This is a genomic window from Neomesorhizobium albiziae (genome assembly GCF_900114255.1).
Lineage (GTDB): Bacteria > Pseudomonadota > Alphaproteobacteria > Rhizobiales > Rhizobiaceae > Neomesorhizobium > Neomesorhizobium albiziae.
The window spans coordinates 545,967-569,985 of the sequence record NZ_FOSL01000002.1; the positions used below are offsets into that span (position 1 = coordinate 545,967).

Genomic DNA, 24,019 nt, shown 5'->3' on the forward strand with positions numbered 1-24,019 from the left:
TGGCTCAGGCTTGTGGCAGGACAATCTTCCATGGAAACGCCAATGAAATCGTTCCTTCGAGCCGCCCGGCGTCTGGCGGCGGCCGCAGCGACGCTCGCGGCAGTCACCGCAGCTGGCGCCTCTGTCGGCAACGCGGAAGAACTGGCGAAAAACCTTTTCGGCGCCGAAAGGCTGCCGGCGGCAACCGCCGCCCGCTCGATCGGCTTCTACAGCAAGGGCTGTTTCGCCGGCGGCGTCGCCATCGCCACCGACGGGCCGAGCTGGCAGGCCATGCGCCTGTCGCGCAACCGGCGCTGGGGCCACCCGGTAATGATCAACCTGATCGAAAAACTGTCGCGCGACGCCACCGCAGACGGCTGGCCAGGCCTGTTGATCGGCGACATCTCGCAGCCGCGGGGCGGGCCGATGCTGACCGGCCATGCGTCCCACCAGATCGGCCTCGACGCCGACATCTGGTTCACGCCGATGCCCGGCCGCCGTCTTTCCGCGCAGGAGCGCGAAAACATGAGTGCTGTCTCGCTGGTCAACGAAAAAACCCATCTGGTGAAGGAAAAACTCTGGCGGCCGGAGCACGCGCGCCTTCTGAAGCGAGCCGCGAGCTATCCGGAAGTCGAGCGCATCCTGGTCAATCCCGGCATCAAGAAGAAGCTCTGCGACACGGTGAAAGGCGACCGTTCCTGGCTGCGCAAGGTGCGGCCGTTCTGGGGCCACGACTACCATTTCCATATCCGCATCGGCTGCCAGCCCGGCTCACCCGGCTGCAAGCGGCAGGAGGCGACGCCCGCCAGCGACGGCTGCGACAAGTCGCTCGCCTGGTGGTTCACCGAGGAGCCGTGGCGTCCCAACAAGAACCCGGACGCGCCCAAGGCACGCGACCTGATGACGATGGCGAGCCTGCCCAAGGAATGCCGCGTGGTACTTTCTGCACCATCTCCGGAATCCGAGATGGCGGTGACGGTCGGCGGCAACGGAACCGCGGTCGCGGCCGTATCGGCGCCGACGGAGCCTGCCACCATCGACCCTTCGGCAGCACTTCCCGTTACCGCCAACTCCTTCGCGCCGACGCCGAAGATCGGCATTCCGATGCCGCGGCCGCGGCCGCATGACTGATCCGTTGCGGGGAAACCTCTTTCCTCTCAACGCGCCATTGGCTATACGGCTTCAAACGATTTAAATCAGCCAGCAATTGCAGGAGCCGGATGGCTTCAGGACTTCGCCTCGCCCTGATCGCGCATGACCAGAAGAAGGACGACATGGTGGCGTTTGCCGCCGCCCATGCCGGCTTCCTCGCCGATTGCGATATCGTCGCCACCGGCACGACAGGCCAGCGTGTGCTCGAAGCCTGCCCGCAACTTGCGATTCGCAGGCTGAAAAGCGGTCCGCTCGGCGGCGACCAGCAGATCGGCGCGCTGATCGCGGAGGGATCGATCGACGCGGTGATTTTCTTCGTTGATCCACTGACGCCGATGCCGCATGACGTTGATGTCAAGGCGCTGATGCGGCTGGCGATTGTCTACGATATCCCGATGGCGCTCAATCTCGCCACTGCCGAGATCTTCGTCGACGGGAAGAAGACGGCTGAACGCCGCATATGAGGGGAACGGAAGCGACCATGGCAAACCAGAACGGCGACGAGAGCGTCCTGCAGTTTCCGATCCTGATCGGCGATATCGGCGGCACAAACGCCCGTTTCGCCATCCTGATCGATGCCTATGCGGAACCCAAGCAGTTCCCCATCGTGCAGACCGCGGATTTCGCCACCATAGACGACGCCATCCAGGCCTCCATCCTCGACCGCACCTCGATCCAGCCGCGTTCCGCGGTGCTTGCCGTTGCCGGCCCCGTGGACGGTGACGAAATAGAACTCACCAATTGCCCCTGGGTGGTGCGGCCGCGCGTGATGATCGAAATGCTTGGCCTGCGCGATGTCGTCATCCTCAACGATTTCGAGGCGCAGGCGCTGGCCGTCGTGGCGCTTGGCGAAGAGCACATGGAAAAGATCGGCCCCGGCACGCCGGAACCGACCGCCGGCCGCGTTGTGCTCGGCCCCGGCACCGGCCTCGGCGTCGCCGGCCTCATCCACGCCTGCCATCGCTGGATCCCGGTGCCCGGCGAAGGAGGCCATATGGATATCGGCCCGCGCACGCCGCGCGATCACCAGATATTCCCGCACATCGAGCCCATCGAAGGCCGCATTTCCGGCGAACAGCTCCTGTGCGGCCGCGGCCTGGTCAACATCTACCGTGCCGTCGCCAAGGCCGATGGCGCCGCGCCACGCTTCTCCACGCCGGCGGAAATCACCGGCGCCGCGCTGGAAAAATCCGACAAGGTGGCCGAGGAAGCGCTGTCGCTGTTCGTCACCTGCCTTGGCCGCACCGCCGGCGACCTGGCGCTGGTGTTCATGAGCAGGGGCGGCGTCTATTTGACCGGCGGCATAGCCCAGAAGATCGTGCCGGCCCTGCAGAACGGCGAATTCCGCGCCGCCTTCGAGGACAAGGCGCCGCACAAGGAGCTGATGCGCGACATGCCGGTCTATGTCATCACGCATCCGCTGGCGGCACTGTCGGGGCTCGCCGCCTACGCCCGCACGCCAGTCCGTTTCGGCGTCGAGACATCGGGCCGTCGCTGGAAAGCCTGACCCGAACAGAGGCATTTGCCGGGCGGCGTTGCGCATCGGCCATAGGCAAGCCCCGCCGATGCGTTTAAGAGAGGCCCGCGCCGCGATACGGCGCGCGTTTCTACTGCGGACGTGAACGGGCCGGAATTTGACACTGCCAGAGACAAGGAAAAAGCGCGCGGACCCCGGCGAAATCGTCGCGGTCATCCGGCGCATTCTCGCCGAAAACGGCCACGACTACCGCTGGCACTACATCCTGGCGACGCTTTGCCTGCTCGCGGTCGCCGCCACCACGGCCTTCAGCGCCTGGATCATGAAGGACGTCATCGACGAGCTTTTTTATGAACGCCGCCAGGACCTGATCCTGATGGTTGCCGGCTCCATCGCGCTTGCCTTCATCATCCGCGGCTTCGCCACCTACGGCCAGTCAGTCATCCTCGCCAAGGTCGGCAACAATCTCGTTGCCCGTTACCAGCGCCGCATTTTCGACCACCTGATGAAGCTCGGCGTCAACTTCTTCAACGACACGCGTTCGGGCCAGCTCGCCGCGCGCATCAACGAAAACGTCAACGGCATCCGCGACCTGCTCGGCATGACGCTGAAATCGGTCGCCGGCGACGCCGTATCGCTGGTGGCGCTGGTCACCGTGATGTTCATCCAAGAGCCGATTCTTTCGGCAATGGCGCTGCTGATCGGCCCGCCGCTGGTCTACACCGTCAACTACCTGATGCGGAGGCTGCGGCGCATCACCCGCGAATCGGTGGAGATCAATTCGCGGCTGATCGGCGCCATGCAGGAAGCCACCCAGGGCATCGCCATCGTGAAGGCCTTCACGATGGAAGACCAGCTTTCGCGCAAGATTTCCGAACTCGTCGGCAATGCCGAGGCGCGCGCCAACAAGATCGCGCGGGTCTCCGAGCGGGTGACGCCGATCGCCGAAATCCTCGCCGGCTTCGCCATCGCCGGCGTCATCGCCTATGCAAGCTATCGCAGCGCAGCGGGCGTTCAGCCGCCCGGCTCGGTGTTCTCCTTCATAACGGCGCTGCTGCTCGCCTACGACCCGGCGCGGCGTCTGGCGCGCGTCCAGGTCAATCTGGAGCGCTCGTTGGTCAATGCGCGCATGATCTACGAGATTCTCGACCTCAAGCCCCGGCAGGGCGACGCGCCGGACGCGCCCGCGCTGAAGATCGCCAAGGGCGAAATCGTCTTCGACCTCGTGTCCTTCTCCTATGCCGAATCGCTGCCGGTGCTACATGGCGTCAGCTTCGTGGCGGCCGCCGGCAAGACGACGGCCATTGTCGGCGGTTCCGGCGCCGGAAAGTCGACATTGACGGCGCTGCTGCAGCGTTTCTACGACCTCGACGCAGGCACGATTTCGATCGACGGCCAGGACATTTCGAAAGTCACAAAGCATTCGCTGCGCCAATCGATCGCCTATGTCTCGCAGCAGCCCTACCTGTTCGAAGGTTCGATCCGCGACAACATCCGCTACGGCCGCGCCAACGCCACCGACGCCGAGATCGAGATCGCTGCGCAGCAAGCGCAGGCCGACGACTTCATCCGCCAGCAGGTCAACGGCTACGATACGCTGGTCGGCGAGAACGGCGTCACCCTCTCGGGCGGCCAGCGCCAGCGGCTGTCGATCGCCCGCGCCATCGTGCGCAACGCGCCGATCCTGGTTCTCGACGAAGCGACGTCGGCGCTGGACAACGAGTCGGAGGCGCGGGTGCAGGTGGCGCTTGCCGAGGTGATGAGAAATCGCACCACCATCGTCATCGCGCACCGGCTCTCGACGGTGGTCAACGCCGACAATATCGTTGTCCTGGAACACGGCAGGCTGGTCGAACAGGGCACGCACCGCGCGCTGCTCGCCAACCCCCATGGGGTCTATGCCCGCTTCCATCGCCTGCAGAATGAAAAAGGTCTCGGCATCGTCAACGACATCAAGGCTGCGCCGGAGAAGCCGAAGCGGGCCAGAGTGAAGGCCGTCGCCGCAAGGAGCACGTCATGAGCGAAATGGGTCTGGTTGTCGTCGGTGCTGCCGGGCGCATGGGGCAGGCGCTGATTCGCGCCATTCATGCCACCGACGGCGCGCGGGTCGCCGGCGCCATCGAACGACCGGGCTCGCCCCACCTCGGCAAGGATGCAGGGGAACTTGCAGGCGTCGGCTCCATCGGCGCGGCAATTTCCGACGACCCGCTGCCGGTCTTCGCCAAGGCCGACGGCGTCCTGGATTTCAGCGCGCCTGCGGCATCGGTCGAATTCGCCGGCTATGCCGCCCAGGCGCGCATCGTGCACGTCATCGGCACCACCGGCTGCACGCAAGCCGACGACGCCAAGATCGCCGCCGCGGCGCGCCACGCGACCATCGTCAAATCGGGCAATATGAGCCTCGGCGTCAACCTGCTCGCCGTGCTGGTGGAGCAGGCGGCGCGTGCGCTTGATGCGGCGGATTTCGACATCGAGATCCTCGAAATGCATCACAAGCACAAGGTCGACGCGCCCTCGGGCACGGCGCTGTTGCTTGGTCAGGCCGCCGCCGCAGGGCGAGGCATTCCGCTCGCCGGCAACGACGTGCGCGTGCGCGATGGCAATACCGGCCCGCGCAAGGCCGGCTCGATCGGCTTCGCCACCTTGCGGGGCGGCTCGGTCGTCGGTGACCACACCGTGATCCTTGCGGGCGCCGGCGAGCGCATCACGCTTTCCCACCACGCCGAGGACCGCTCGCTCTTCGCCAGCGGTGCGGTGAAGGCAGCCCTTTGGGCGCGCGGCAGGAAGCCCGGCCTCTATTCGATGCGCGACGTGCTCGGGCTGGGCTAGCCTCGTCAAAACAATACTTCTCTCCGCCAACCGGCATCTGGAAAGGAAAAACATGTCTGGAACTCTCGTCCTCGTCCGCCACGGCCAGAGCGAATGGAACCTGAAGAACCTGTTCACCGGGTGGCGCGACGTCGACCTTAGCGAACAGGGCCTCGCCGAGGCCAAGGCGGCCGGGCAGAAGCTCAAGGCGCGCGGCATGAAGTTCGACATCGCCTTCACCTCCGCGCTGATGCGCGCGCAGAAGACCTGTCAGTACATTCTCGACGCGACCGGCCAGAGCGATCTGAAAACTATCCGCGACAAGGCGCTCAACGAGCGCGACTACGGCGACCTCAACGGCCTCAACAAGGACGACGCGCGCGCCAAGTGGGGCGAGGAGCAAGTGCATATCTGGCGCCGCTCTTACGACACGCCGCCGCCCGGTGGCGAAAGCCTGAAGGACACTGGCGCCCGCGTGTGGCCCTACTACATGTATGAGATGCAGCCGTACGTGCTGCGCGGCGAGACCGTGCTGGTTGCCGCGCACGGTAACTCGTTGCGCGCCCTCATCATGGCGCTCGAAGGCATTTCGGGTCCCGACATCGTCAAGCTCGAACTCGGCACCGGCGTGCCGATCGTCTACAGGCTCAATGCCGATTCGACCGTCGCCTCGAAAGAGGTCCTCGAAGGCTGAGAAACGGTTCCACAGAATTACAAACTCATGTTGGAAACAACGCTTACCGGACGTCAGCCGGCCAAATGTCGCGGGATGGCAAAAAGCGCGTTGACACTGCAACCCCGCCCGCTTACATGGGCGGCGCTGCCCAGATGGCGGAATTGGTAGACGCGCACGGTTCAGGTCCGTGTTCCGCAAGGAGTGGAGGTTCGAGTCCTCTTCTGGGCACCATCTTTTCGAGCAGCTTCCTTAAGTTGTTGGAAGCCCTAGCAAAAAGCCGCCGCTCTGGCGGCTTTTTGCTTTTGGGTCGCCGAAATCACCAGGCCTGACGAGGCAACGTCGAGACCCCGCGACGGCAGGGCGTCTCCCGCCGGCAAGGATCCACGACACTCACTTGATGCAGATTGAATCGCTGCGCAGCAAGCGCTGGCACTCGCAAAGTTCGCGGCCAATCAACGGTTAAAATTGCATCAACAAGACAGCGCTTCCGCTGCCGATAAACTTCAATTCTCCTGACAAACTGTGTCCCATGGACTCCAAACGTGTTGCCTTGCCTTGGAACCGACAGATCAAGGCCACATTTGCTGCCTCAATTGCTCCCTAGGCGCCGGGGATCGTCAATAGGTAGGGACTTCTCCGCATGCAGAACAAACTCGCCGCGCTGGCAGCGGTCACGCTGATGTCTGGCCTCATGGTCACTGTTTCGGCACAAACCGCATCGGCTCAGTGCGGCCGTGCTTCCTGGTATGCACTCACCTCCAAGACCGCATCGGGCGAACGCATGAACCCGTCGGCGATGACCGCGGCGCATCGCAGCCTGCCTTTCGGCACCAAGATCAAGGTCACCAACAAGCGCAACGGCAAGGCTGTCGTCGTCCGCATCAACGATCGCGGACCGTTCATCAAGGGCCGCGTGCTCGATGTTTCCAAGGCAGCCGCCCGTCAGCTCGGCTTCATCGGTGCCGGCCACACCGCCGTCTGCATGGCCAAGGTTTAAGCGAAAAACCGGTTTGCCGCCGTTTCTGCCATCGCCTCGGCGAGGTTCATGCCCCATTGCGAACGGCAATAGGCGCGGAAATCGAAACACGACAGGCCGGGACAGACTTCGAATTCGATGAGGTGGACAGCACCATCCGCCTCCACCCTCAGGTCGAACGAAAAGACGTCGCGCAGCCCGAGTTTTGTCATCAGGGCCGCGCCAATCTCGCGGACGCTGCGGTCGGCGTCTGGCTGCACGGCAAGAACCGGCTGCAATTCAGGCTCATCATAAACGCCTTCGGCCCTGGCGCCCGCGCCGGTGTCGCCATAGAGCGCCATGCTGTCTTCCATGGTCTGGAAGTCGCCACCCGAATCGACGAAGAACGCCCCCATCTCCCCGGGCCCGGCGGCCGGCGACACGGCGAGGAAGCTTGCCCGCACATTGCGCCCGGCGACATAGGCCTGCACTATGGCATCGTCGCCGTAGTCTGCAAAAATGCGCCGGCTGAGCTCCAGCGCCTTCTCCAGAGTTTCACAACGCGAATCGGCATAGATGCCGATCTTGGCGCCGAGCCGGTTTGGCTTGACGAAATATCCCGCAGGAGAGGCTGGCGGCGGCGCGATCCAGGCGCCGTTGCGCGCGATGCCGGCTTCCGGGACCGGCAGGCCGAGCGCCCGCAACACGGCGCCGGAACGGAACTTGTCCTGGCAGAGCGCAAACAGCGTGTCGTCCGAACCGATGGTTGGCAGGCCATTGAGGCGTGCCAGTGCAGGCGCCGCGCCGCCGCGGAAATAGGCGATGCCGTCTGTCAGCGTCCAGACAAGGGTGTGCGCAGGATTGGCGTTTTCGAGACGCGCCGAAGCCTCATCGAGCGTCACCGGCGCGAAGGAGAGGCCACGAGCGGCGCACGCGGTGGCGATCTCATCGAATTCCAGCGCCAGGTCCGTCGATTGGGCGAGATAGGAGGAAATTTCCAGCGCCTGGCGTTCGCCGCAGCCGCCGGCAAGCAAAAGCCGTCGGCAGGCTTGCTCCGGCTCATAGATCAGCACGAGATCGTGGGTGGGCTGCGGCATTGTGATCTCCGGGCCGTTGCGACGGCGTCGCCACAATCGCATCGATGGCAAAGCCCGCTTTTGGGAAACCGACGCGGCAAGCCGCCCTGTCGCAAATGCCCCTGCGGGAAGGCAAATCAGAGCAGGACTTTAGGCTCGAACCGCCCCCTGACCGGGATATCCAGAAGAAATGTCTTGCCGGCCTCGGGGTCGGCCGCCCGCGCCGCCACGTCCAGGCCCTTCCAGGCCGAGGTGACGGCAATGCGCGAAGCGTCGGGGCCGACGAAGGCCGGGCAGGAGGATTGCCCTGCCGGCGTCCTGATCGAGCGCAGCAGCGTCCCGTCCGGTGCATAGGCATCGATGCGCGCCCCGCCCCAGCGTGCATTCCAGAGCACCCCTTCGGCGTCGACCACGGAGCCGTCCACCCAACCGCCGGCGCCCTTGGTGTCGGCGAAGACCTTCAGCTCGCCGGTCGGCAAGCCGGTTGCCGGATCGCATTCGACGCGGTGGATGACATTGGCGGACTTGCCGGTGAGATAGGCGGTGGCGCCATCGGCGGCAAAGCAGATCGAATTGGGCACGGTGATACCGTCGTAGAGCCTGCGGATTTCTCCACGTGAGAACCAGTATATGGCGCCTGCCTTCGGCGCCTCGTCCTTGGCCATGGTGCCGATCCAGAACGATCCCGAGGGATGGACCCGCGCGTCGTTCGAGCGCGTTGATGCGTTGTCGGCTTCGAGCGGCGTGTGCAGCGCCAGCGAGCCGGTTCTTGCATAGCGGACATAGATGCCGTCCTCGGCGACCAGCAGTTGCCTTTCGGCGTCGACGGTGGCGATGGCGCTTCCCATGAAGGGCAGGTCGTGGACGACGGTCCGCCCGTCCGGGAATTTCTTCTGCAGCAGTTTCTTGCCGGTGATGTCGAACCAGAACAGGGTTTCGCTGGCGGGATCGTAGGATGGCCCTTCGCCGAGTTCGCAGACCACATCGGAAAAGACGCTGACTTTTTCCATGTTCATTCCTGTCCGAACACACGGTCCCACGCGGCGACAGCGGTGATCGCCCGCTCCCGCACGGCATCGACCGTCATGCCCGGCTTGTAAAGGCTCGATCCAAGCCCGAAGGTCCGTACGCCGATCTTGCCATAGGCTTCGAAATCCTTCTCAGACACGCCGCCCACCGCGCCCGTGACCGTGTCCGGCGGCAGCACTGCGCGGATGGCGGCTATGCCATTCGGGCCGAGCGCGATGGCCGGAAAGAATTTCAGCCCGCAAGCGCCGAGCCGCAGCGCCAGCAGCGCCTCCGTCGGAGTGAACACGCCAGGCATGGTGACCAGGTTCAACTCGCCCGCCCGGACCATCACGTCGACATCGATGTTGGGGCTGACCAGCAGCCGCCCGCCGGCGCCGGCGAGGTCGTCCACCTGCTGCACCGTCAACACCGTGCCGGCGCCGATCAGCGCCGCGGCCGGCAGCGCCGCGACGATGCTTTCGATCGAAGTGAAAGGGTCGGGGGAATTCAGCGGCACCTCGATCGCCTCGATGCCTGCTTCGAAAACCGCCCTGCCCACCTCAACCGCCTCTGCCGGCTGGAGGCCGCGCAGGATGGCAACGAGGCCGCGCCGCAACGCCGGCCATTTCGCTTCGCCAGTGCTCATGCCTGAACCTTTCGCGTCTCTCTGGGTCCGAAATTTTGCCTGGCGGCTACGAGCAGGCCCGCGCGCACGGCGGTTTCGGCATCGATCGGCCTAACCCGGTATCCGGCGATGCCCAGCGCGGCGCCGTAGAGGTCGCTGAGCGGGCCCGACGCCACCAGCGCGATCTCACCCTCTTTCCAGCCGAACTGAGCGCCCGCCGAACCGATCTCGGTTCCGATCAGAAGGCCCGACAGTGCCGCGGCCGCGTCTTGCGGGGTAAGGTCCAGAAGCAATGTCGAGGCGCGTATCTTGAACAGCCGGGAGGTCATGTCGCCGGGCGAAGCCAGGGCCTGCTCCAGCCAGTGGCGGAAGGTCTTGTTGCTTGCCGAAACGGCGGCTACCGGGTCGCCGACCGCGTGGCGAAGAATGGACTGTTTCGACAGCACAGAAAACAGTTCCCCCGTCAGCCAGGTGCCGAAGCCGGCGACGGTTCCATCCTCGACGTCGACCCATTTCGAATGGGTTCCCGGCATGCAGACGACATGGCGACCGGCTGCCAGCAAGTCGGCGATGCCCGCGAGCTGGGTTTCCTCGCCGCGCATCACGTCCGGCGCATCGGCCGATCTTTGCGCCATGCCGGGAACGATGCGTATGTCGCGCTGGGCGCCGGGCACCGGGATGGCGCGCGCAAGCACGTCCGACAACTGTGCGGGAACGGTGACATAAGGCGCCTCGATCCAGCCCTGGCGCGAACCCGCCATGCCGCAAATGATGGCAGGCGTCGCCGCCGGCGCGCCCATATCGAGCAGGTGGCGTTCGAGCACCGCCGAAAACCCGTCAGGACCGGTCGTCAGCAATCCTTCGTCGCTGCGCCGCTCGGCCAGCACGGCGCCCGACATGTCGAGCAGCCAGATCCTGAGATGCGAGGTTCCCCAGTCGACTGCCGCCACCGGCACGTTTGCCTCGATGCTCACAGATAGCCTCCGTCCACGATCAGGGTCTGGGCCGTCAGCATGCGCGAGGCATCCGAGGCGAGAAACAGGCAGGTTCCGACCATGTCTTCGGGCTGCATCACGTCCTTGATGCATTGCTTGGCTACATGGGCGGCCAGCACCTCGTCGGTCACCCAGAGTTCGCGCTGCCGGTCGGTGATCACCCAGCCAGGCGCCACCGCGTTGACCCTTATCCTGTCCTTGCCGAACCTGCCGGCCAGTCCCTTTGTCAGCCCGATGATGCCGGCCTTGGCGGCCGTGTAGGACGGCATGTCCGGATGATTGATCAGGAACGACGTCGAGGTGAAGTTGATGATCGAGCCGCCGCCGGCTTGCCTCATGCCGGGCGCCACGGCCTGCGCCGAGAAGAAATGCGGCCTGAGGTTGATCGACTGGTTGTCGTCCCAGAACTCGACCGTCACCTCCTCCGCCGCATGGCGCGTGTCGAGTGCTGCGTTGTTGATCAGCACTGTTACCGGCCCGTGCGCTTTCGCAGCCTTTGCCGCTGCGGCCCGCAGGGCCTCGATGTCGCGCAGATCTGCATTCAGGAAAAGCGGCCGCCGGCCGATCTCTTTTTCGATGCGGTCGCACAGGGCTGTACTCGGCGCTTCGGCGATGTCGATGAAGGCGACCTTCGCCCCCTGGAGCGCAAAACCTTCGGTCAGCGCGGCGCCGATGCCGGAACCGCCGCCGGTGATAAGCACCGATGCATCCGTCAGGTCCGGGAATTTCGCAGATGGCATCATGGCCGCCCCTTTCTCACAGTCTGTTTCGCCATTTCAGCCATTCGACAAGCGCCCGCTGCAAGCGCCAGCAAGCGGCTTCTTTTGGTAGAGGACGCAGCCATTCCGGGGCGATCAACCCGGCAGCGGAATCATCAATCGGAATTCCATTATATGGAACTTGATTTGACTATTCAGAATTATTTGTTTAGCAGCCGTGGTTGTCAAGGATCACTTCGCGTCGGGAGAAAGAATGCCGGGCAACGAAAGCGGTACCGGAACCCTCGGCAAGGCGATCGACGTGCTTGAGGCCGTCGCCTCGTCGCCGCGTCCGCCGCGCTTCACCGATCTTTTGCAGCTGGTGGACCAGCCGCGCGGCACTTTGCACCGCCAGATCTCCAACCTGATCGAAGAGGGCCTGCTGTCGGTCCGGCAGGACCATTCCTACGAGCTCGGCGTCACCTTGTTGAAGCTTGCCTCGCGCGCCTGGGCGGGGAATCAGTTTCGCACCGTCGCCGAACCGCACCTGCGGCGCCTCCACGAGCAGACCGGCGAGACCGTTCATCTCGGCGTGCTGAAGGGCGTGGAGGTGATCTATCTCGACAAGGTCGAGAGCATGCAGGCAGTGCGCATGCACTCGCAGATCGGCAACGCCTCCCCGGTCTACTGCACCGGCGTCGGCAAGGCCGCACTTGCCGCGCTGACCGACGCTGCCCGCGACAGGCTGATTTCGGCGATCACGTTTCACCGGCATACGGAAAATACGCTGCCGGACGTAAAGGCTCTGCGGGTCGAGATCGGCGAGATCCAGCGGACAGGCGTCGCCTTTGACCGCCAGGAACACGAACCCGGCATCCATTGCATCGCCGCGCCCATCCATTCCCGCGACCACGAATTCGTCGCCGGCATTTCGACCACAGCGCCCGCCTACCGGATTTCGATAGAGCAGCTGGCTGAATGGGCGCCGCTGGTGCAGGGCGCCGCCCGCGCCATCATGGACGATATGACGGTGCGGCTCGGGCCGAAGTCGTAAAGGTCGGAGAGGCTCATGGCAGGAGTATAGGGATCAGCCCGTCGCCTTGCGCGCTGCGCCACGGAAGGAGTCGCGGAGATACCCGAGGGTGGCGTCGGCGTCGGCCGGCCTGCCGAACAGGTAGCCCTGCCCGCCGGCGCATCCGAACTGCACCAGCCTGTCGGCCTGCGCCTCTTCCTCGATGCCTTCGGCGACGACGTCCATGCCAAGTCCGTCGCACATAGCCAGGATAGCGCGGATGATGTGTTCGGAAGGCCGGTCGTCGAGGATCGTCGAGACGAAGGCGCGATCGATCTTCAGCTTGTCGAAATGGAATTCGCGCAAGCGGCCGAGCGACGACTGGCCGGTGCCGAAATCGTCGAGCGACACCCTGATGCCCACGCGGCGCAGGTCGTTGACTATCTTCTCGGCAGAGGCCGGGTCGCTCATCAGACCGGTTTCGGTGATCTCGATCTCCAGCCGCTGCGGATCGAAGCCGGTGCGGTCGAGGATGGCCAGGATGTGCAGGCCGGTGTTCTGGTCGACAAGCTGCGACGGCGACAGGTTGAAGGAGAGGAACAGTTCGTCCGGCCAGTTGCGCGCCGCCTCCGTCGCCTTGCGCAGCACGAGTTGCGACAGCGGGCCGATGATGCCGCGCTCTTCGGCGATCGGGATGAAGGTGGCCGGAGGCACGACGCCGAGGTCGCGGTCGGTCCAGCGCGCCAGCGCCTCGAAGCCAATGACACGGCGATCCTTCAGGTCGACGATCGGCTGGAAATGCGGTTCGACCTCGCCCGCCGACACGGCGCGGCGCAGCGCCTGCTCGATACGGGTCACGCGCTTGGCGGCCTCTTCCATCTCGCGCGTATAGACGACAACCCGGCCGCGGCCAGAGCGCTTCGCCTGGTAGAGCGCGGTTTCCGCCTTGTGTAGCAGGATTTCGGTGGTCTCGTCGCCGGAGTAAAAAAGCGAACAGCCGACCGACGCCGAAAGGCGCGCCGTGCGCTCGCCTACATCGTAGGGCGCCGAGAGAATCTCGATCAGCATCTTCGCCTTCTCGCTGGCGGCGTCCTCGCTGAAGACCATCGGATAGAGGAAGGCGAATTCGTCGGCGCCGATGCGGGTCACGGCGGAATGTCCGTCCATCGCGGCGCGCAGGCGCATCGCCACCTGGATCAGGATGTCGTCGCCGGCAACCCGGCCGAACAGGTCGTTGATCGGCTTGAAGCCGTCAAGGTCGAGAATGCCGACGGTAAATGGCGCAGGGTCTTCCGACCGGTCGCTGATCAGGCGATCGACCTTGTCGACGAACCGCCGCTGGTTGCCCAGGCCGGTCAGCGGGTCTGTATAGGCCAGATCCGAGCCATCCCTGCTGTTTGGGCCACCGCCAAACACCGTATGCATCATAAACCCTGTCTTACATCAGCGTGTTGTATGACCATGACAGGCAAGCGTTTATGAAACGTATCGTAGCATGCGTCAATTCGTTGGCAAATGAACTATTTACGCCTGCTGAAGGCCTCGCTTCGCGCACTGCAAATTTGCTGGCCGGACGGCGCGGCTGGATGGCATGACGCAGCCAAAACGATTACATGCTTGTTCGCCTGAAACCGGAGAAGCTCATGTCGCTCAAAGTCGCCGTGCAAATGGACCATGTATCCACCGTTTCGATTGCGGGCGACACCAGCTTCGCGCTCTCATTGGAAGCGCAGCGGCGCGGCCACAAATTGTTCCACTACACGCCGGACCGTCTCTCCATGGTCGACGGCAAGGTGTTTGCCCGCATCGAGGAGATGCAGGTGCGCGACACCAAGGGCGATCACTACACGCTCGGCGATCCGACCCGCACGGACCTTTCCGAGATGGATGTGATCCTGCTCAGGCAGGACCCGCCCTTCGACATGAATTACATCACCACCACGCATATTCTGGAGCGCGTTCACCCCAAGACACTGGTGGTCAACGACCCGGCCTGGGTGCGCAACAGCCCGGAGAAAATCTTCGTCACCGAATTTCCCGACCTGATGCCGGAAACGCTGATCACCAAGGACCCGCAGGAGGTCGCGGCGTTCCGCAAGCAGCATGGCGACATCATCGTCAAACCGCTTTACGGCAATGGCGGCGCCGGCATCTTCCACCTGCACGAGGCTGACCGCAACCTGGCCTCGCTGCTCGAAATGTTCGGCCAGATGTTCCGCGAGCCCTATATCGTGCAGCGCTATCTCAAGGATGTGCGCAAGGGTGACAAGCGCATCATTCTCATTGACGGCGAAGCCGTCGGCGCCATCAACCGGGTGCCTTCGGAAACGGAATCGCGCTCCAACTTGCATGTCGGCGGCCGCGCCGAAAAGACCGAATTGACGGCACGCGAGCGCGAGATCTGCGCCCGCATCGGACCCTCGCTGAAGGAGCGAGGCTTCATCCTCGTCGGCATCGACATCATCGGCGACTACATGACCGAGATAAACGTGACCTCGCCGACCGGCATCCGCGAGATCAAGCGCTTCGGCGGCGCCGATATCGCGGCGCTGTTCTGGGATGCGGTGGAGGCCAAGCGCTGATGCTAAAAACCTACACCGGGAGCTGCCATTGCGGCGCGGTCCGGTTCGAGGCGGATCTCGACATCGCCGCCGGCACCCAAAAATGCAACTGCTCGATCTGCACCAAGATGCGGCTGTGGTCGGTCGAGGCACGGCCCGAAACATTCCGCCTGATCGCTGGCGAAAATGAGCTGACCGACTACCAGGGTAAAAACGACGTCGCGCACCACTTCTTCTGCAGGCATTGCGGCGTACGCGGCTTCGAACGGGTGGATACACCGAACATGACAGGAGCCACCTACTTCAACGTCAGCGTCGCCTGCCTCGATGGCGTCGACATCGACGAGTTGATGGCGGCGCCCGTGACCTATCTCGACGGCCGCAACGACGACTGGGGCTCGGCGCCGGCTGAAATCCGACATCTTTAGCCGGCTGCACAACCCATCGGTTTCGAAACGTTCCGCCATAGTCAACCCGATACAACCCGGGTACAGCCTGGACGCGAGAATGTTCTCTCAATGTTCTTGCTTTGCCCTGCAATCTATGCTTGTCTTCCAGAGGAATTCGTCGCCCGCGCGTGGGCAGACAATGCTTCGGCGGACAGCATGGTTTCGCGGGTGCGCACGGTTGCATTTCAAGGCATCGAGGCTGTTCCGGTCGACGTGCAGGTGATGATTGCCCCCGGCAAGGCCGGCATGCAGATCGTCGGCCTTCCCGACAAGGCGGTCGCTGAAAGCCGCGAACGGGTGCAGGCCGCACTTCATGCTTCGGGCCTGTCGATGCCGGCCAAAAAGGTCACGGTCAATCTCGCGCCGGCCGACCTGCCGAAGGAGGGCAGCCATTACGACCTGCCCATCGCGCTCTGCCTGATGGCCGGGCTCGGGGCCATTCCAGGCGACGCGCTCGGCGACTACATGGTGCTGGGCGAATTGTCGCTCGACGGCACCATTGCGCCGGTTGCCGGTGCGCTGCCAGCGGCCATCGGAGCCAACGCGCTCGGCAAGGGGCTGATCTGCCCATACGAATCGGGACCCGAGGCGGCGTGGGCCGGGCCGGACTTCGATATCCTAGCGCCGCGCAGCCTGATTGCTGTCGCAAATCATTTCCGCGGCACGCAGGTGCTGTCGCGGCCGGAGGCGAGCATCCATGCGCCAGCGCGCGACTTGCCGGATCTTGCCGACATCAAGGGTCAGGAGAGCGCCAAGCGGGCGCTCGAAGTGGCGGCGGCCGGTGGCCATAACCTCATCATGGTCGGGCCGCCCGGCTCCGGCAAATCGATGCTGGCGCAGCGCCTGCCCTCCATACTGCCACCTTTGGCGCCGCGCGAACTTCTGGAAGTGTCGATGGTCGCCTCGATCGCCGGCGAGCTTGCCGGCGGCAAGCTTACCGACAGGCGGCCGTTCCGCGCGCCCCACCATTCGGCCTCGATGGCCGCGATGGTCGGCGGCGGTTTGCGCATCCGTCCGGGCGAAGTGTCGCTTGCCCATCACGGCGTGCTTTTCCTCGACGAGTTCCCGGAATTCTCGCCGGCGGTGCTCGATTCGCTGCGGCAGCCGCTGGAGGCAGGCGAGTGCATGATCGCGCGCGCCAATCACCGCGTCACCTATCCCGCCCGCATTCAGCTCGTCGCGGCGATGAACCCGTGCCGGTGCGGCATGGCCGGCGAGCCCGGCTACCGCTGCGCACGCGGCCCGCGCTGCCAGTCCGACTACCAGGCGCGGATTTCGGGACCGCTGCTCGACCGCATCGACCTGCGCATCGAGGTGCCGGCCGTTTCGGCGGCCGACCTGATCCGTCCGGCCAAAGCCGAGCCGAGTGCGGCCGTAGCCAGCCGGGTGGCGCGCGCGAGAGCCATCCAGCGCGAGCGCTTCGAACGGCTGGGCGCCGCCTCGGTCACCACGAACGCCTATTGTCCGACGGCGCTTGTCGAAGAGATCGCGGCGCCCGACGCCGCCGGCATGTCGCTATTGCGCGATGCCAGCGAGAAGCTCGGCTTTTCAGCGCGCGCTTATCACCGGGTGCTCAAGGTGGCGCGTACGCTCGCCGACCTGGACGGCGTCGAGACAGTCGGCCGCATCCATCTCGCCGAGGCGATTTCCTACAGGATGACCGGCGAGAGAATGGCGCAGGCGGCTTAGCCAACGGAGCAGACGACGACTGCGCCACTGTGCTGTAGCCATACATAGCGTCGGCGAGGCTGGAACCCGGATCGCAGTTCGGGTGAAACGTGCCGCTACTGGACGGCGCCGACCAGCGGGCTGTCGCCGTCGCGGATGGAAACCCAGCGGCCGGTGTGGTCGGTGGCCTGCCGCTTCAGGTAGCGGTAGCCGGTCTGGTCCCAAAGCCGCACGGTGCCGGCGAGATTGTCGAGGACGAAGTCGCCCGTGTCGGTGCGCACCGTCAGCACCGCGTGGCCTTCGCCGTCCGGCTTGCGAACGACGGTGATCAAAAGGTTGGAGGCAGGAATGCCGCTGGTCATCAGGATGCGGCGCTTTTCCAGCACATAGTCTTCGCAGTCGCCGACCTTGTCGGGGTAGGCCCAGACCTCGTCCTTGCCGTAGATGTCGTAGTCGTTCATCGGCGTGACGCCGTCATTGACCGACAAGTTGACGCTTGCGAGCTGCCGCCAGAGTTTTGCGGTCATATGTTCGGGGTCGGCGGTACGCGAGCGGATCGCGCATTCGGCAGGATAGGATTTGCAGAATTCGAAATGGCCGATCGGCTGCGAGGTGAGACCGCCGGTATGCATGGTCTGCGCGGCATTGGCTACCGGAGCGGCGAAAACCAGGGCGATAGCCAGCCCGATGCCCCGCGCATATCGCTGTCCCGGTGAGGAAATCATTCGCCTGTCCCGACCACCTTCTTTTGTTAACAAAAGGTTAAGGTCGATATGGCGGCGGAGTCAATTCATGCAAAAGGGCGATCTGTGGGAATGGTTACTTCCGCCGCGGACGTTGCGCGACGGCCACAGTTGATGCCGAGAGCATTTTGCAGCCAGGTGTAATCACATTGAGCGGCATGCATTCCGCTCAGTCGATCAGGCCTTCGCCGTATGGACGATGCGCGGCTTCAGCGGCACGCGGCTCTCGCGGCCATAGCTGGAGATGAAATCGACGATACGCGGCACGATCTCGGAGCGGAAGCGCGAGCCGTTGAAGACGCCGTAATGGCCGACCGCCGGCTGCAGGTAGTGGGCGCGCATGTCGGCCGGGATGTTGACGCACAGATTGTGCGCCGCCTGGGTCTGGCCGACGCCGGAAATGTCGTCGTTCTCGCCCTCTACCGTCAGCAGGGCGACATTGCGGATCGCCGAGGGATCTACGGGCTCGCCCCGGTGCTTCATCTCGCCCTTCGGCAGGGCGTGGCGCACGAACACCGTGTCGACCGTCTGCAGGTAGAACTCCGCGGTCAGATCCATCACCGCCAGATATTCGTCGTAGAAGTCGCGGTGCTTCTCGGCGTTGTCGCCATCGTTCTTCACCAGATGCATGAAGAAATCCTTGTGGGCAATGATGTGCCGGTCGAGATTCATGCCCATGAAGCCGGAGAGCTGCAGGAAGCCCGGATAGACGTCGCGCATGAAACCCGGGTTGGGCCACGGCACCTGCATGATGACGTTGTCACGGAACCAGTCGATGCCCTTCTCCTCGGCCAGCGTGTTCACCGCGGTCGGGTTGCGGCGCGTGTCGATCGGGCCGCCCATCAGGGTCATCGTCGAGGGCGCGAAGCGGTCGCCGCGCGCTTCCATGATTGCGGCTGCGGCCAGCACCGGAACCGACGGCTGGCATACTGCCATCACATGCGTATCCGGGCCCAGCGCGTGCAGCATGTCGATGACATAGTCGATGTAATCGTCGAGATCGAACTTGCCTTCCGACACTGGCACCATGCGCGCGTCGGTCCAGTCGGTGATGTAGACGTCGGCATGCGGCAGCATCGCTTCGACCGTGCCGCGCAGCAGCGTGGCATAGTGGCCGGACATCGGCGCCACGATCAGGAGCTTGGGGTCGCGGCGGCGGTTCGAAGGCAGCTGCCGTTCGAAATGGATGAGGTTGCAGAAAGGCCGCGACCAGGCGATCTTTTCCGTCACCGCCACAGTTTTCCAGTCCACCGTCGTTGTCGGCAGCTCGAACCGCGGCTTGCCGTAACGCCGTGTGGTACGCTCGAACAGCTCCGCCATCGCCGCGACCGAACGCCCCCAGGGCGTGTGCGAAAACGGATTGAGCGGATTGGTGTAGAGAAGCCTCACAGAGTCGGCATAGGCCCGGATGGGCTGCAGCGACGCATGGTTGAGTTCATAGAGCTGATAATACATCCGAACTCCGCAGCGGCGGCCAACCCAAGGTGTCGAGTCGGTCCGGGCGTTTTGTGTTGCAGCAAAGCTAACACCGATTTGCTGCAACGCAATACTGCCGTCACGTAACTGTCATATCGTGCTTTGGTTGAACCTGGGGACAGTCTTCCGTCGGTCGTGCCGCCGGCGCAAACCGATACCTTGCGACGTTATTTCCAGGGAAATCGCGCAGCGGGTTCTGAAAAACGACGCGTAAACAAACAGATAGCACGGCGTAGCGATACGAATTGATACGCTCCAGGGCGACGGAATCGGAGAAAGCCGTCATTTGCGGGCCGGCATCACCCGCATATCAACACACCTAGGCGGCAAGGGTTGCCGCCGCCACCATCAGGCCTCGAAACCCTCGACCAGCACAATCTCGCCGTCGGCCACTTTCTGGCGAATCGCCTTGGCGGCCTGATACTCGGCGGAGTTGTAGCAATCCAGCGCCACTTCCAGCGAAGGAAACTCGATAATCACGTTGCGCGCGCGCCCCGGTCCCTCGACCTTGTCATGCGCGCCACCGCGGGCAAGGAATTTGGCGCCGAACCGCTCGAAGGCCGGCTTCGCGGCGGTCACATAGTCCTTGTAGCCTTCCGGGTCGCGCACATCGACGCGGGCAATCCAGTATCCTTTTGGCATTTTTCTCTCCCAATGCGTTCTTGAGAAAGTCGCAGACATTTTGAAAAAGGTCATGCGGCAAATGAGGGCGAAACGGCGCTGTCCGAACTGCGCCGCCTATGCTGCCCGCATTTCGGCGAGGATGGCCTCAGCGGCGGCCTTGCGGTCGGCGGCCGCAACGATCGGCCGCGCCACGACCAGATGGCTGGCGCCGGCGCGGATCGCGTCGGCCGGGGTGACGACGCGCTTCTGGTCGCCGTGGTCGCTGCCCGCCGGGCGGATGCCGGGCGTCACCACCGCCATCTCGGGGCCAACCACCTTGCGCACCGCCGCTGCCTCGCTTGCCGCGCAGACGATGCCACCCATGCCGGCGGCAAGCGCCTGCTCGCAGCGCCGCAGCACCAGCGTGTGCGGGTCGTATTCGTAGCCCGCGTCCATCAGATCCTGTTCGTCCATCGAGGTCAGCACCGTCACGCCGAGCAGGCACAGTTGGCTGCCTCTGGCCGCATCCACCGCCGCCTTCATCGCCTTGGGATAGGCGTGCAAGGTCAGCATGCTCACCCCCATCTTGACGATGTTCTCGACGCCCTTGGCCACCGTGTTGTCGATGTCGAGCAGCTTCATGTCGAGAAACACCTTGGTGCCGCCGCTCGCCAGTTCGCGGGCGAAATCGAGCCCGCCGGCGAAGGCCAGCTGGTAGCCGATCTTGTAGAACGACACCGTTCCCTCGAGATCGCGCACCGCCTTTTGGGCTTCGGCGAGCGTCGGCAGGTCCAGGCCCACGATCAGGCGGTCACGAACGGCATCTGCGGCCATCAGAATTTCCCCTCGAAATTTTCGACAGGCGTCCAATCGCACAACAGGCGCCTGTCCGAAAGTCTGAAGGCGAAAACGTTGCCGCCGCCTCCGCCGCCCTGGTCGCCTTTTCGGGAAATCGGCTGTCCGGCCAGATGGCACTTCAGCAGCGTGCCGACGCCGCCATGCCCGACAAGGGCGATTTGCTTTCCGGTTGGGCGGCTTGCGATTGCCGCCTCCACCGCCGCGACGATGCGCGCCTGCGCGTCGACGGCCCGTTCCCAACCGCGGAAGCTCTGATCCGGATTGGCGAAGAACCAATCCGCAGCTTTCTCGAATTCGGGCGGCGGCAGGAAGCCGGTTGCCGAGCGATCGTTCTCGCCCATCTCAGCCACCGGCTCTATCCCGCAGTTCGCCGCGCCGGCCAGAATACCGGCGCCTTCGACCGTCTTCTTTTCGGTGCTGGAGAACACATGGCTGAGCGAGCGGACCCAGTCACGCCCGGCAATGGCCTTCAGCCGCGCCCGCCCGACTTCGGAAAGGCCCCATTCCGGCACCGGCACTTCAGGGTCTATCGCCACCTGCGGATGGGTGACGTAGAAGGCGATCATCGGCTGGCCCGCGTCGACAGCATGGTGGCGCGCTCGATCAGCGTCCGGCACACCGTCGCCATCGATCTGCGCGAATGTTCTTCCTTAAAACCCCCATCATCGTCAAAGGCCTCGTGGGCGCGTCCCACCGAACATTGGGGCGTGATGATTTCGACCTGGCAACGCATCAGCACCGAGCGCAGGTGATAGAGGCCGCGGGCGCCCGCGAAGGCGCCTTCCGAGGACGAGCACAGGCCGGCCACCTTTCCCTCGAATGGTTTGAACGGGTGTCCGTTATCCTTGCGGATGCGGCTTACCCAGTCGATGGCGTTTTTCAGAAGCGGCGGTATCGATGAATTGTATTCCGGACTGCAAATCAGCATGCCGTCATTGGTGGCGATAAGGCGGCCGAGCCTGTAGGCATTTTCGGGAACGCCTTTTTCCTTCTCCAGGTCCTGGTCCATGATCGGCAGCGGGTAATCGGCGAGCGAGATGCGCGTCACGTCCGCACCTTGTTCGGCCAGTTCTTTCGTCGCGACGTCGGCGGTCTTGCCGCTGTAGGCTCCGGTCCTTATCGAGCCGGCGAACACTAGGATCCTTGCTGCCATCGCGCCTCTCTTGCCGGCGTGGGCCAACCCGCCGGAAACGCCGACACGGTCGACGGTCGTCCCGGTCGGAATGCTCAGTCCGCCGGGCGACGGTAAATCCAGAGCTGCGTCGGCGGGATGTTGCGGATCACGAAGTCAAAATGCTTGACCGTGTAGTTGCCACGTCCGGCCGGGATCGGAGAAAGCGGCCCATAGGTGAGCTGAACCACGGGCCGCCCCGCCGGGATGCGCTTGAGCAGGCCTTCCAGATAGGCGATGCGCTGTGTAACCGGAAAGTTGAGCAGCGGCACGCCGGACACCACCGAATCGAAGATCATGTCGCGCTTGTCGCCAAGCGTCTTGTCGAGGTCGAACGCATCGCCCTGGATCACGTCGACGCCGGGATAATGCTTCCTGAGATGGCGGACGAAATCCTCGGAATATTCGACAGCGTGGAGATTTTCCGGCTTGATGCCGCGCGCCAGGATAGCGCGGGTGATGACGCCGGTACCGGGACCGACTTCGAGAACCGGGAGGCCCGAATTAGGGTCGATCACCGAGGCCATGCGGCGGGCGGTGACGGAACTTGTCGGAACGATGGAGCCGACAGCCTTGGGCTTGTCGATCCAGCCCTTGAAGAAACGCAACTCGTCGTCGAATTTCGTGGCGAGGGATTTCCGCAAACCAGTTCCGCGTGCCATGCCGTCCTCTCCTGCGCCTGCCCTTGCGGAACCCTATTTACGCGACCACCGGGCCATAGCAAGGCAAAACCGGTCTTCTGCGACAATACCAACAGTTGAAATCGAGGGCGTCACTCGCCGAAGGATTCGAAAAAGTCCTTCATCCGCGTGAAAAATCCGCTCGACTGCGGGCTGTTGTCCTTCGAGGAAAGCTGTTCGAATTCTTCGAGCAGTTCACGCTGGCGCTTCGACAGGTTCTGCGGCGTTTCCACCGCGACCTGGATATAGAGGTCGCCGATATTCGGCTGCCTCAACACCGGCATGCCCTTGCTCTTCAAGCGAAATTGCCGGCCGTTCTGGGTGCCTTCCGGCACCTTCACCCGGGTCTGCGTGCCATCCAGCGTCGCCACCTCGAACTGGCCGCCAAGCGCTGCCGTCGTCATCGAGATCGGCACCTTGCAATAGAGATCGGCGCCATCACGCTGGAAGAATTCGTGCGGCTTCACCGAAAGGAAAATATAGAGGTCGCCGGCGGGACCGCCGCGCAAGCCGGCTTCGCCCTCATTGGCAAGCCGGATGCGGGTGCCGTCCTCGATGCCTGCCGGAATGTTGACCGACAGCGACCGCTCCTCGGTGACGCGGCCCTGGCCGGCGCATTTCGAGCAGGGGTCCTTGATGGTCTGGCCGCGGCCGTGACAGCTGGGACAGGTGCGCTCGATCGAGAAGAAACCCTGGCTGGCCCGGACCTTGCCGTGGCCGGCGCAGGTGGTGCAGGTCACCGGCTGGGTGCCGGGCTTGGCGCCCGAACCGGAGCAATCGGTGCAGGAAATCGAAGCCGGCACGTGGATCTGCGCGGTCTTGCCGGCATAAGCCTCCTCGAGGCTGATTTCCATGTTGTAGCGCAGATCGGCGCCACGCTCGCGGCCGCCGGACGAACGACGCTGGCGGCCACCGCCCATCATGTCGCCGAAAATGTCCTCGAAAATATCGGCGAAACCGCTGGCGCCGAAACCTTGTCCGCCGCCGTTCATGCCACCGTTTTCGAACGCCGCATGTCCGAAGCGATCATAGGCCGCGCGCTTCTGCGGGTCCTTCAGCGTCTCGTAGGCTTCGCCGATTTCCTTGAACTTGTGCTCGCAGGCATGGTCGCCAGGATTGCGGTCCGGATGGAACTGCATGGCCAGCTTGCGGAAGGCGGCTTTCAGTTCCTTCTCGTCGGCGCCTTTATGGACGCCTAGCGTCTCATAGAAATCAGCTTTCATGTCGCCCTGTCGATCAAGCTACCTGCAACTTTCCGCGCCAAGCCGGCCGGCGCGTGTGGGTTGGCATTCGATTTAGTAAGTCGAGCGCGCCGATGCCATAGCATCGCTGCAACGCCGGTGATTTTT

25 protein-coding genes and 1 tRNA gene are annotated in these 24,019 nt (G+C 64.0%); 12 read left to right on the plus strand and 14 right to left on the minus strand.

Annotated features, from left to right (window positions below):
• The first annotated feature begins 42 nt into the window (after window positions 1-42).
• From mepA to F3H98_RS06330, 8 genes are all read left to right on the plus strand, one after another.
• Window positions 43-1,110: a penicillin-insensitive murein endopeptidase gene (gene mepA / locus F3H98_RS06295; RefSeq protein ID WP_244621616.1), complete on the plus strand. Its 1,068-nt coding sequence runs from the start codon at window positions 43-45 to the stop codon at window positions 1,108-1,110.
• Between the two features lie 89 nt (window positions 1,111-1,199).
• Window positions 1,200-1,595 carry a methylglyoxal synthase gene (locus F3H98_RS06300; RefSeq protein ID WP_149759245.1) on the plus strand — a complete coding sequence of 132 codons (396 nt, stop codon included), beginning with the start codon at window positions 1,200-1,202 and terminating at the stop codon, window positions 1,593-1,595.
• A gap of 17 nt (window positions 1,596-1,612) precedes the next feature.
• Window positions 1,613-2,638: a glucokinase gene (locus tag F3H98_RS06305; RefSeq protein ID WP_149759246.1), complete on the plus strand. Its 1,026-nt coding sequence runs from the start codon at window positions 1,613-1,615 to the stop codon at window positions 2,636-2,638.
• 127 nt (window positions 2,639-2,765) lie between these two features.
• A complete protein-coding gene (locus F3H98_RS06310) occupies window positions 2,766-4,628 on the plus strand; it encodes an ABC transporter ATP-binding protein (RefSeq protein ID WP_244621617.1) in 1,863 nt (620 codons plus the stop codon).
• Window positions 4,625-5,437: a 4-hydroxy-tetrahydrodipicolinate reductase gene (gene dapB / locus F3H98_RS06315; RefSeq protein ID WP_149759247.1), complete on the plus strand. Its 813-nt coding sequence runs from the start codon at window positions 4,625-4,627 to the stop codon at window positions 5,435-5,437. The genes F3H98_RS06310 and dapB overlap by 4 nt, the downstream gene beginning before the upstream one ends.
• Window positions 5,438-5,489: 52 nt before the next feature.
• Window positions 5,490-6,110: a 2,3-bisphosphoglycerate-dependent phosphoglycerate mutase gene (locus F3H98_RS06320; protein WP_149759248.1), complete on the plus strand. Its 621-nt coding sequence runs from the start codon at window positions 5,490-5,492 to the stop codon at window positions 6,108-6,110.
• Between the two features lie 128 nt (window positions 6,111-6,238).
• A tRNA-Leu gene (locus F3H98_RS06325) sits at window positions 6,239-6,323 on the plus strand.
• Between the two features lie 409 nt (window positions 6,324-6,732).
• Window positions 6,733-7,089 carry a septal ring lytic transglycosylase RlpA family protein gene (locus F3H98_RS06330; RefSeq protein WP_149759249.1) on the plus strand — a complete coding sequence of 119 codons (357 nt, stop codon included), beginning with the start codon at window positions 6,733-6,735 and terminating at the stop codon, window positions 7,087-7,089.
• Here the strand turns inward: F3H98_RS06330 and F3H98_RS06335 are convergent.
• The 5 genes from F3H98_RS06335 to F3H98_RS06355 all read right to left on the minus strand — a co-directional run bounded on the left by F3H98_RS06335 (window position 7,086) and on the right by F3H98_RS06355 (window position 11,494).
• Window positions 7,086-8,144: a D-alanine--D-alanine ligase family protein gene (locus tag F3H98_RS06335; protein WP_149759250.1), complete on the minus strand. Its 1,059-nt coding sequence runs from the start codon at window positions 8,142-8,144 to the stop codon at window positions 7,086-7,088. The genes F3H98_RS06330 and F3H98_RS06335 overlap by 4 nt on opposite strands.
• A 116-nt stretch (window positions 8,145-8,260) precedes the next feature.
• Window positions 8,261-9,139: an SMP-30/gluconolactonase/LRE family protein gene (locus F3H98_RS06340; protein WP_149759251.1), complete on the minus strand. Its 879-nt coding sequence runs from the start codon at window positions 9,137-9,139 to the stop codon at window positions 8,261-8,263.
• A complete protein-coding gene (locus tag F3H98_RS06345) occupies window positions 9,136-9,777 on the minus strand; it encodes a 2-dehydro-3-deoxy-6-phosphogalactonate aldolase (protein ID WP_149759252.1) in 642 nt (213 codons plus the stop codon). Before F3H98_RS06345 ends, F3H98_RS06340 begins: the two co-directional genes overlap by 4 nt.
• On the minus strand, window positions 9,774-10,730 hold the full coding sequence (locus tag F3H98_RS06350; protein WP_244621618.1) for a 2-dehydro-3-deoxygalactonokinase: 957 nt from the start codon (window positions 10,728-10,730) through the stop codon (window positions 9,774-9,776). Before F3H98_RS06350 ends, F3H98_RS06345 begins: the two co-directional genes overlap by 4 nt.
• Window positions 10,727-11,494, minus strand: coding sequence for an SDR family NAD(P)-dependent oxidoreductase (locus F3H98_RS06355; protein ID WP_149759254.1), 768 nt, complete (start codon window positions 11,492-11,494; stop codon window positions 10,727-10,729). The genes F3H98_RS06350 and F3H98_RS06355 overlap by 4 nt, the downstream gene beginning before the upstream one ends.
• 229 nt (window positions 11,495-11,723) lie before the next feature.
• Between F3H98_RS06355 and F3H98_RS06360 the strand changes: the two genes are divergently transcribed.
• Window positions 11,724-12,503, plus strand: a complete 780-nt coding sequence (locus F3H98_RS06360; RefSeq protein ID WP_149759255.1) for an IclR family transcriptional regulator — start codon at window positions 11,724-11,726, stop codon at window positions 12,501-12,503.
• Between the two features lie 33 nt (window positions 12,504-12,536).
• Here F3H98_RS06360 and F3H98_RS06365 read toward each other — a convergent pair whose 3' ends face one another.
• On the minus strand, window positions 12,537-13,886 hold the full coding sequence (locus F3H98_RS06365; RefSeq protein ID WP_149759320.1) for a putative bifunctional diguanylate cyclase/phosphodiesterase: 1,350 nt from the start codon (window positions 13,884-13,886) through the stop codon (window positions 12,537-12,539).
• Between the two features lie 218 nt (window positions 13,887-14,104).
• Here F3H98_RS06365 and gshB point away from each other — a divergent pair, with 218 nt between their 5' ends.
• From gshB to F3H98_RS06380, 3 genes are all read left to right on the plus strand, one after another.
• Window positions 14,105-15,043 (plus strand): glutathione synthase, encoded by a 939-nt coding sequence (gene gshB, locus F3H98_RS06370; protein ID WP_149759256.1) that lies wholly within the window; start codon window positions 14,105-14,107, stop codon window positions 15,041-15,043.
• Complete coding sequence (locus F3H98_RS06375; RefSeq protein ID WP_149759257.1) at window positions 15,043-15,450, plus strand: GFA family protein; 408 nt, start codon at window positions 15,043-15,045, stop codon at window positions 15,448-15,450. Before gshB ends, F3H98_RS06375 begins: the two co-directional genes overlap by 1 nt.
• Window positions 15,451-15,627: 177 nt before the next feature.
• The gene (locus F3H98_RS06380) at window positions 15,628-17,160 is read left to right on the plus strand and encodes a YifB family Mg chelatase-like AAA ATPase (protein WP_149759258.1); all 1,533 of its coding nucleotides are present in this window, start codon (window positions 15,628-15,630) and stop codon (window positions 17,158-17,160) included.
• Window positions 17,161-17,255: 95 nt separating this feature from the next.
• Here the strand turns inward: F3H98_RS06380 and F3H98_RS06385 are convergent, their stop codons facing one another.
• From F3H98_RS06385 to dnaJ, 8 genes are all read right to left on the minus strand, one after another.
• Window positions 17,256-17,864, minus strand: a complete 609-nt coding sequence (locus F3H98_RS06385; RefSeq protein ID WP_149759259.1) for a transglutaminase-like cysteine peptidase — start codon at window positions 17,862-17,864, stop codon at window positions 17,256-17,258.
• Window positions 17,865-18,059: 195 nt separating this feature from the next.
• Window positions 18,060-19,337, minus strand: coding sequence for a polyhydroxyalkanoate depolymerase (locus F3H98_RS06390; RefSeq protein WP_149759260.1), 1,278 nt, complete (start codon window positions 19,335-19,337; stop codon window positions 18,060-18,062).
• A 369-nt stretch (window positions 19,338-19,706) separates the two neighbouring features.
• The gene (locus F3H98_RS06395; protein ID WP_149759261.1) at window positions 19,707-20,000 is read right to left on the minus strand and encodes a DUF1330 domain-containing protein; all 294 of its coding nucleotides are present in this window, start codon (window positions 19,998-20,000) and stop codon (window positions 19,707-19,709) included.
• 96 nt (window positions 20,001-20,096) lie between these two features.
• Window positions 20,097-20,795, minus strand: a complete 699-nt coding sequence (gene pyrF / locus F3H98_RS06400) for an orotidine-5'-phosphate decarboxylase (RefSeq protein WP_149759262.1) — start codon at window positions 20,793-20,795, stop codon at window positions 20,097-20,099.
• The gene (locus F3H98_RS06405; RefSeq protein ID WP_149759263.1) at window positions 20,795-21,385 is read right to left on the minus strand and encodes a histidine phosphatase family protein; all 591 of its coding nucleotides are present in this window, start codon (window positions 21,383-21,385) and stop codon (window positions 20,795-20,797) included. Before F3H98_RS06405 ends, pyrF begins: the two co-directional genes overlap by 1 nt.
• On the minus strand, window positions 21,382-21,972 hold the full coding sequence (locus F3H98_RS06410; RefSeq protein WP_149759264.1) for an NADPH-dependent FMN reductase: 591 nt from the start codon (window positions 21,970-21,972) through the stop codon (window positions 21,382-21,384). The genes F3H98_RS06405 and F3H98_RS06410 overlap by 4 nt, the downstream gene beginning before the upstream one ends.
• Window positions 21,973-22,046: 74 nt before the next feature.
• Window positions 22,047-22,652, minus strand: coding sequence for a phospholipid N-methyltransferase PmtA (gene pmtA, locus F3H98_RS06415; protein WP_149759265.1), 606 nt, complete (start codon window positions 22,650-22,652; stop codon window positions 22,047-22,049).
• Between the two features lie 110 nt (window positions 22,653-22,762).
• Window positions 22,763-23,893, minus strand: a complete 1,131-nt coding sequence (gene dnaJ, locus F3H98_RS06420; RefSeq protein WP_149759266.1) for a molecular chaperone DnaJ — start codon at window positions 23,891-23,893, stop codon at window positions 22,763-22,765.
• Window positions 23,894-24,019: the final 126 nt, after the last annotated feature.

Bases quoted from the DNA above. Each gene is read 5' to 3' on its own strand.
- mepA (WP_244621616.1), top strand. From the start codon at position 43: ATGAAATCGTTCCTTCGAGCCGCCCGGCGTCTGGCGGCGGCCGCAGCG.
- F3H98_RS06300 (WP_149759245.1), top strand. From the start codon at position 1,200: ATGGCTTCAGGACTTCGCCTCGCCCTGATCGCGCATGACCAGAAGAAG.
- F3H98_RS06305 (WP_149759246.1), top strand. From the start codon at position 1,613: ATGGCAAACCAGAACGGCGACGAGAGCGTCCTGCAGTTTCCGATCCTG.
- dapB (WP_149759247.1), top strand. From the start codon at position 4,625: ATGAGCGAAATGGGTCTGGTTGTCGTCGGTGCTGCCGGGCGCATGGGG.
- F3H98_RS06320 (WP_149759248.1), top strand. From the start codon at position 5,490: ATGTCTGGAACTCTCGTCCTCGTCCGCCACGGCCAGAGCGAATGGAAC.
- F3H98_RS06330 (WP_149759249.1), top strand. From the start codon at position 6,733: ATGCAGAACAAACTCGCCGCGCTGGCAGCGGTCACGCTGATGTCTGGC.
- F3H98_RS06335 (WP_149759250.1), bottom strand. From the start codon at position 8,144: ATGCCGCAGCCCACCCACGATCTCGTGCTGATCTATGAGCCGGAGCAA.
- F3H98_RS06340 (WP_149759251.1), bottom strand. From the start codon at position 9,139: ATGAACATGGAAAAAGTCAGCGTCTTTTCCGATGTGGTCTGCGAACTC.
- F3H98_RS06345 (WP_149759252.1), bottom strand. From the start codon at position 9,777: ATGAGCACTGGCGAAGCGAAATGGCCGGCGTTGCGGCGCGGCCTCGTT.
- F3H98_RS06355 (WP_149759254.1), bottom strand. From the start codon at position 11,494: ATGATGCCATCTGCGAAATTCCCGGACCTGACGGATGCATCGGTGCTT.
- F3H98_RS06360 (WP_149759255.1), top strand. From the start codon at position 11,724: ATGCCGGGCAACGAAAGCGGTACCGGAACCCTCGGCAAGGCGATCGAC.
- F3H98_RS06365 (WP_149759320.1), bottom strand. From the start codon at position 13,886: ATGCATACGGTGTTTGGCGGTGGCCCAAACAGCAGGGATGGCTCGGAT.
- gshB (WP_149759256.1), top strand. From the start codon at position 14,105: ATGTCGCTCAAAGTCGCCGTGCAAATGGACCATGTATCCACCGTTTCG.
- F3H98_RS06375 (WP_149759257.1), top strand. From the start codon at position 15,043: ATGCTAAAAACCTACACCGGGAGCTGCCATTGCGGCGCGGTCCGGTTC.
- F3H98_RS06380 (WP_149759258.1), top strand. From the start codon at position 15,628: ATGGTTTCGCGGGTGCGCACGGTTGCATTTCAAGGCATCGAGGCTGTT.
- F3H98_RS06385 (WP_149759259.1), bottom strand. From the start codon at position 17,864: ATGATTTCCTCACCGGGACAGCGATATGCGCGGGGCATCGGGCTGGCT.
- F3H98_RS06390 (WP_149759260.1), bottom strand. From the start codon at position 19,337: ATGTATTATCAGCTCTATGAACTCAACCATGCGTCGCTGCAGCCCATC.
- F3H98_RS06395 (WP_149759261.1), bottom strand. From the start codon at position 20,000: ATGCCAAAAGGATACTGGATTGCCCGCGTCGATGTGCGCGACCCGGAA.
- pyrF (WP_149759262.1), bottom strand. From the start codon at position 20,795: ATGGCCGCAGATGCCGTTCGTGACCGCCTGATCGTGGGCCTGGACCTG.
- F3H98_RS06405 (WP_149759263.1), bottom strand. From the start codon at position 21,385: ATGATCGCCTTCTACGTCACCCATCCGCAGGTGGCGATAGACCCTGAA.
- F3H98_RS06410 (WP_149759264.1), bottom strand. From the start codon at position 21,972: ATGGCAGCAAGGATCCTAGTGTTCGCCGGCTCGATAAGGACCGGAGCC.
- pmtA (WP_149759265.1), bottom strand. From the start codon at position 22,652: ATGGCACGCGGAACTGGTTTGCGGAAATCCCTCGCCACGAAATTCGAC.
- dnaJ (WP_149759266.1), bottom strand. From the start codon at position 23,893: ATGAAAGCTGATTTCTATGAGACGCTAGGCGTCCATAAAGGCGCCGAC.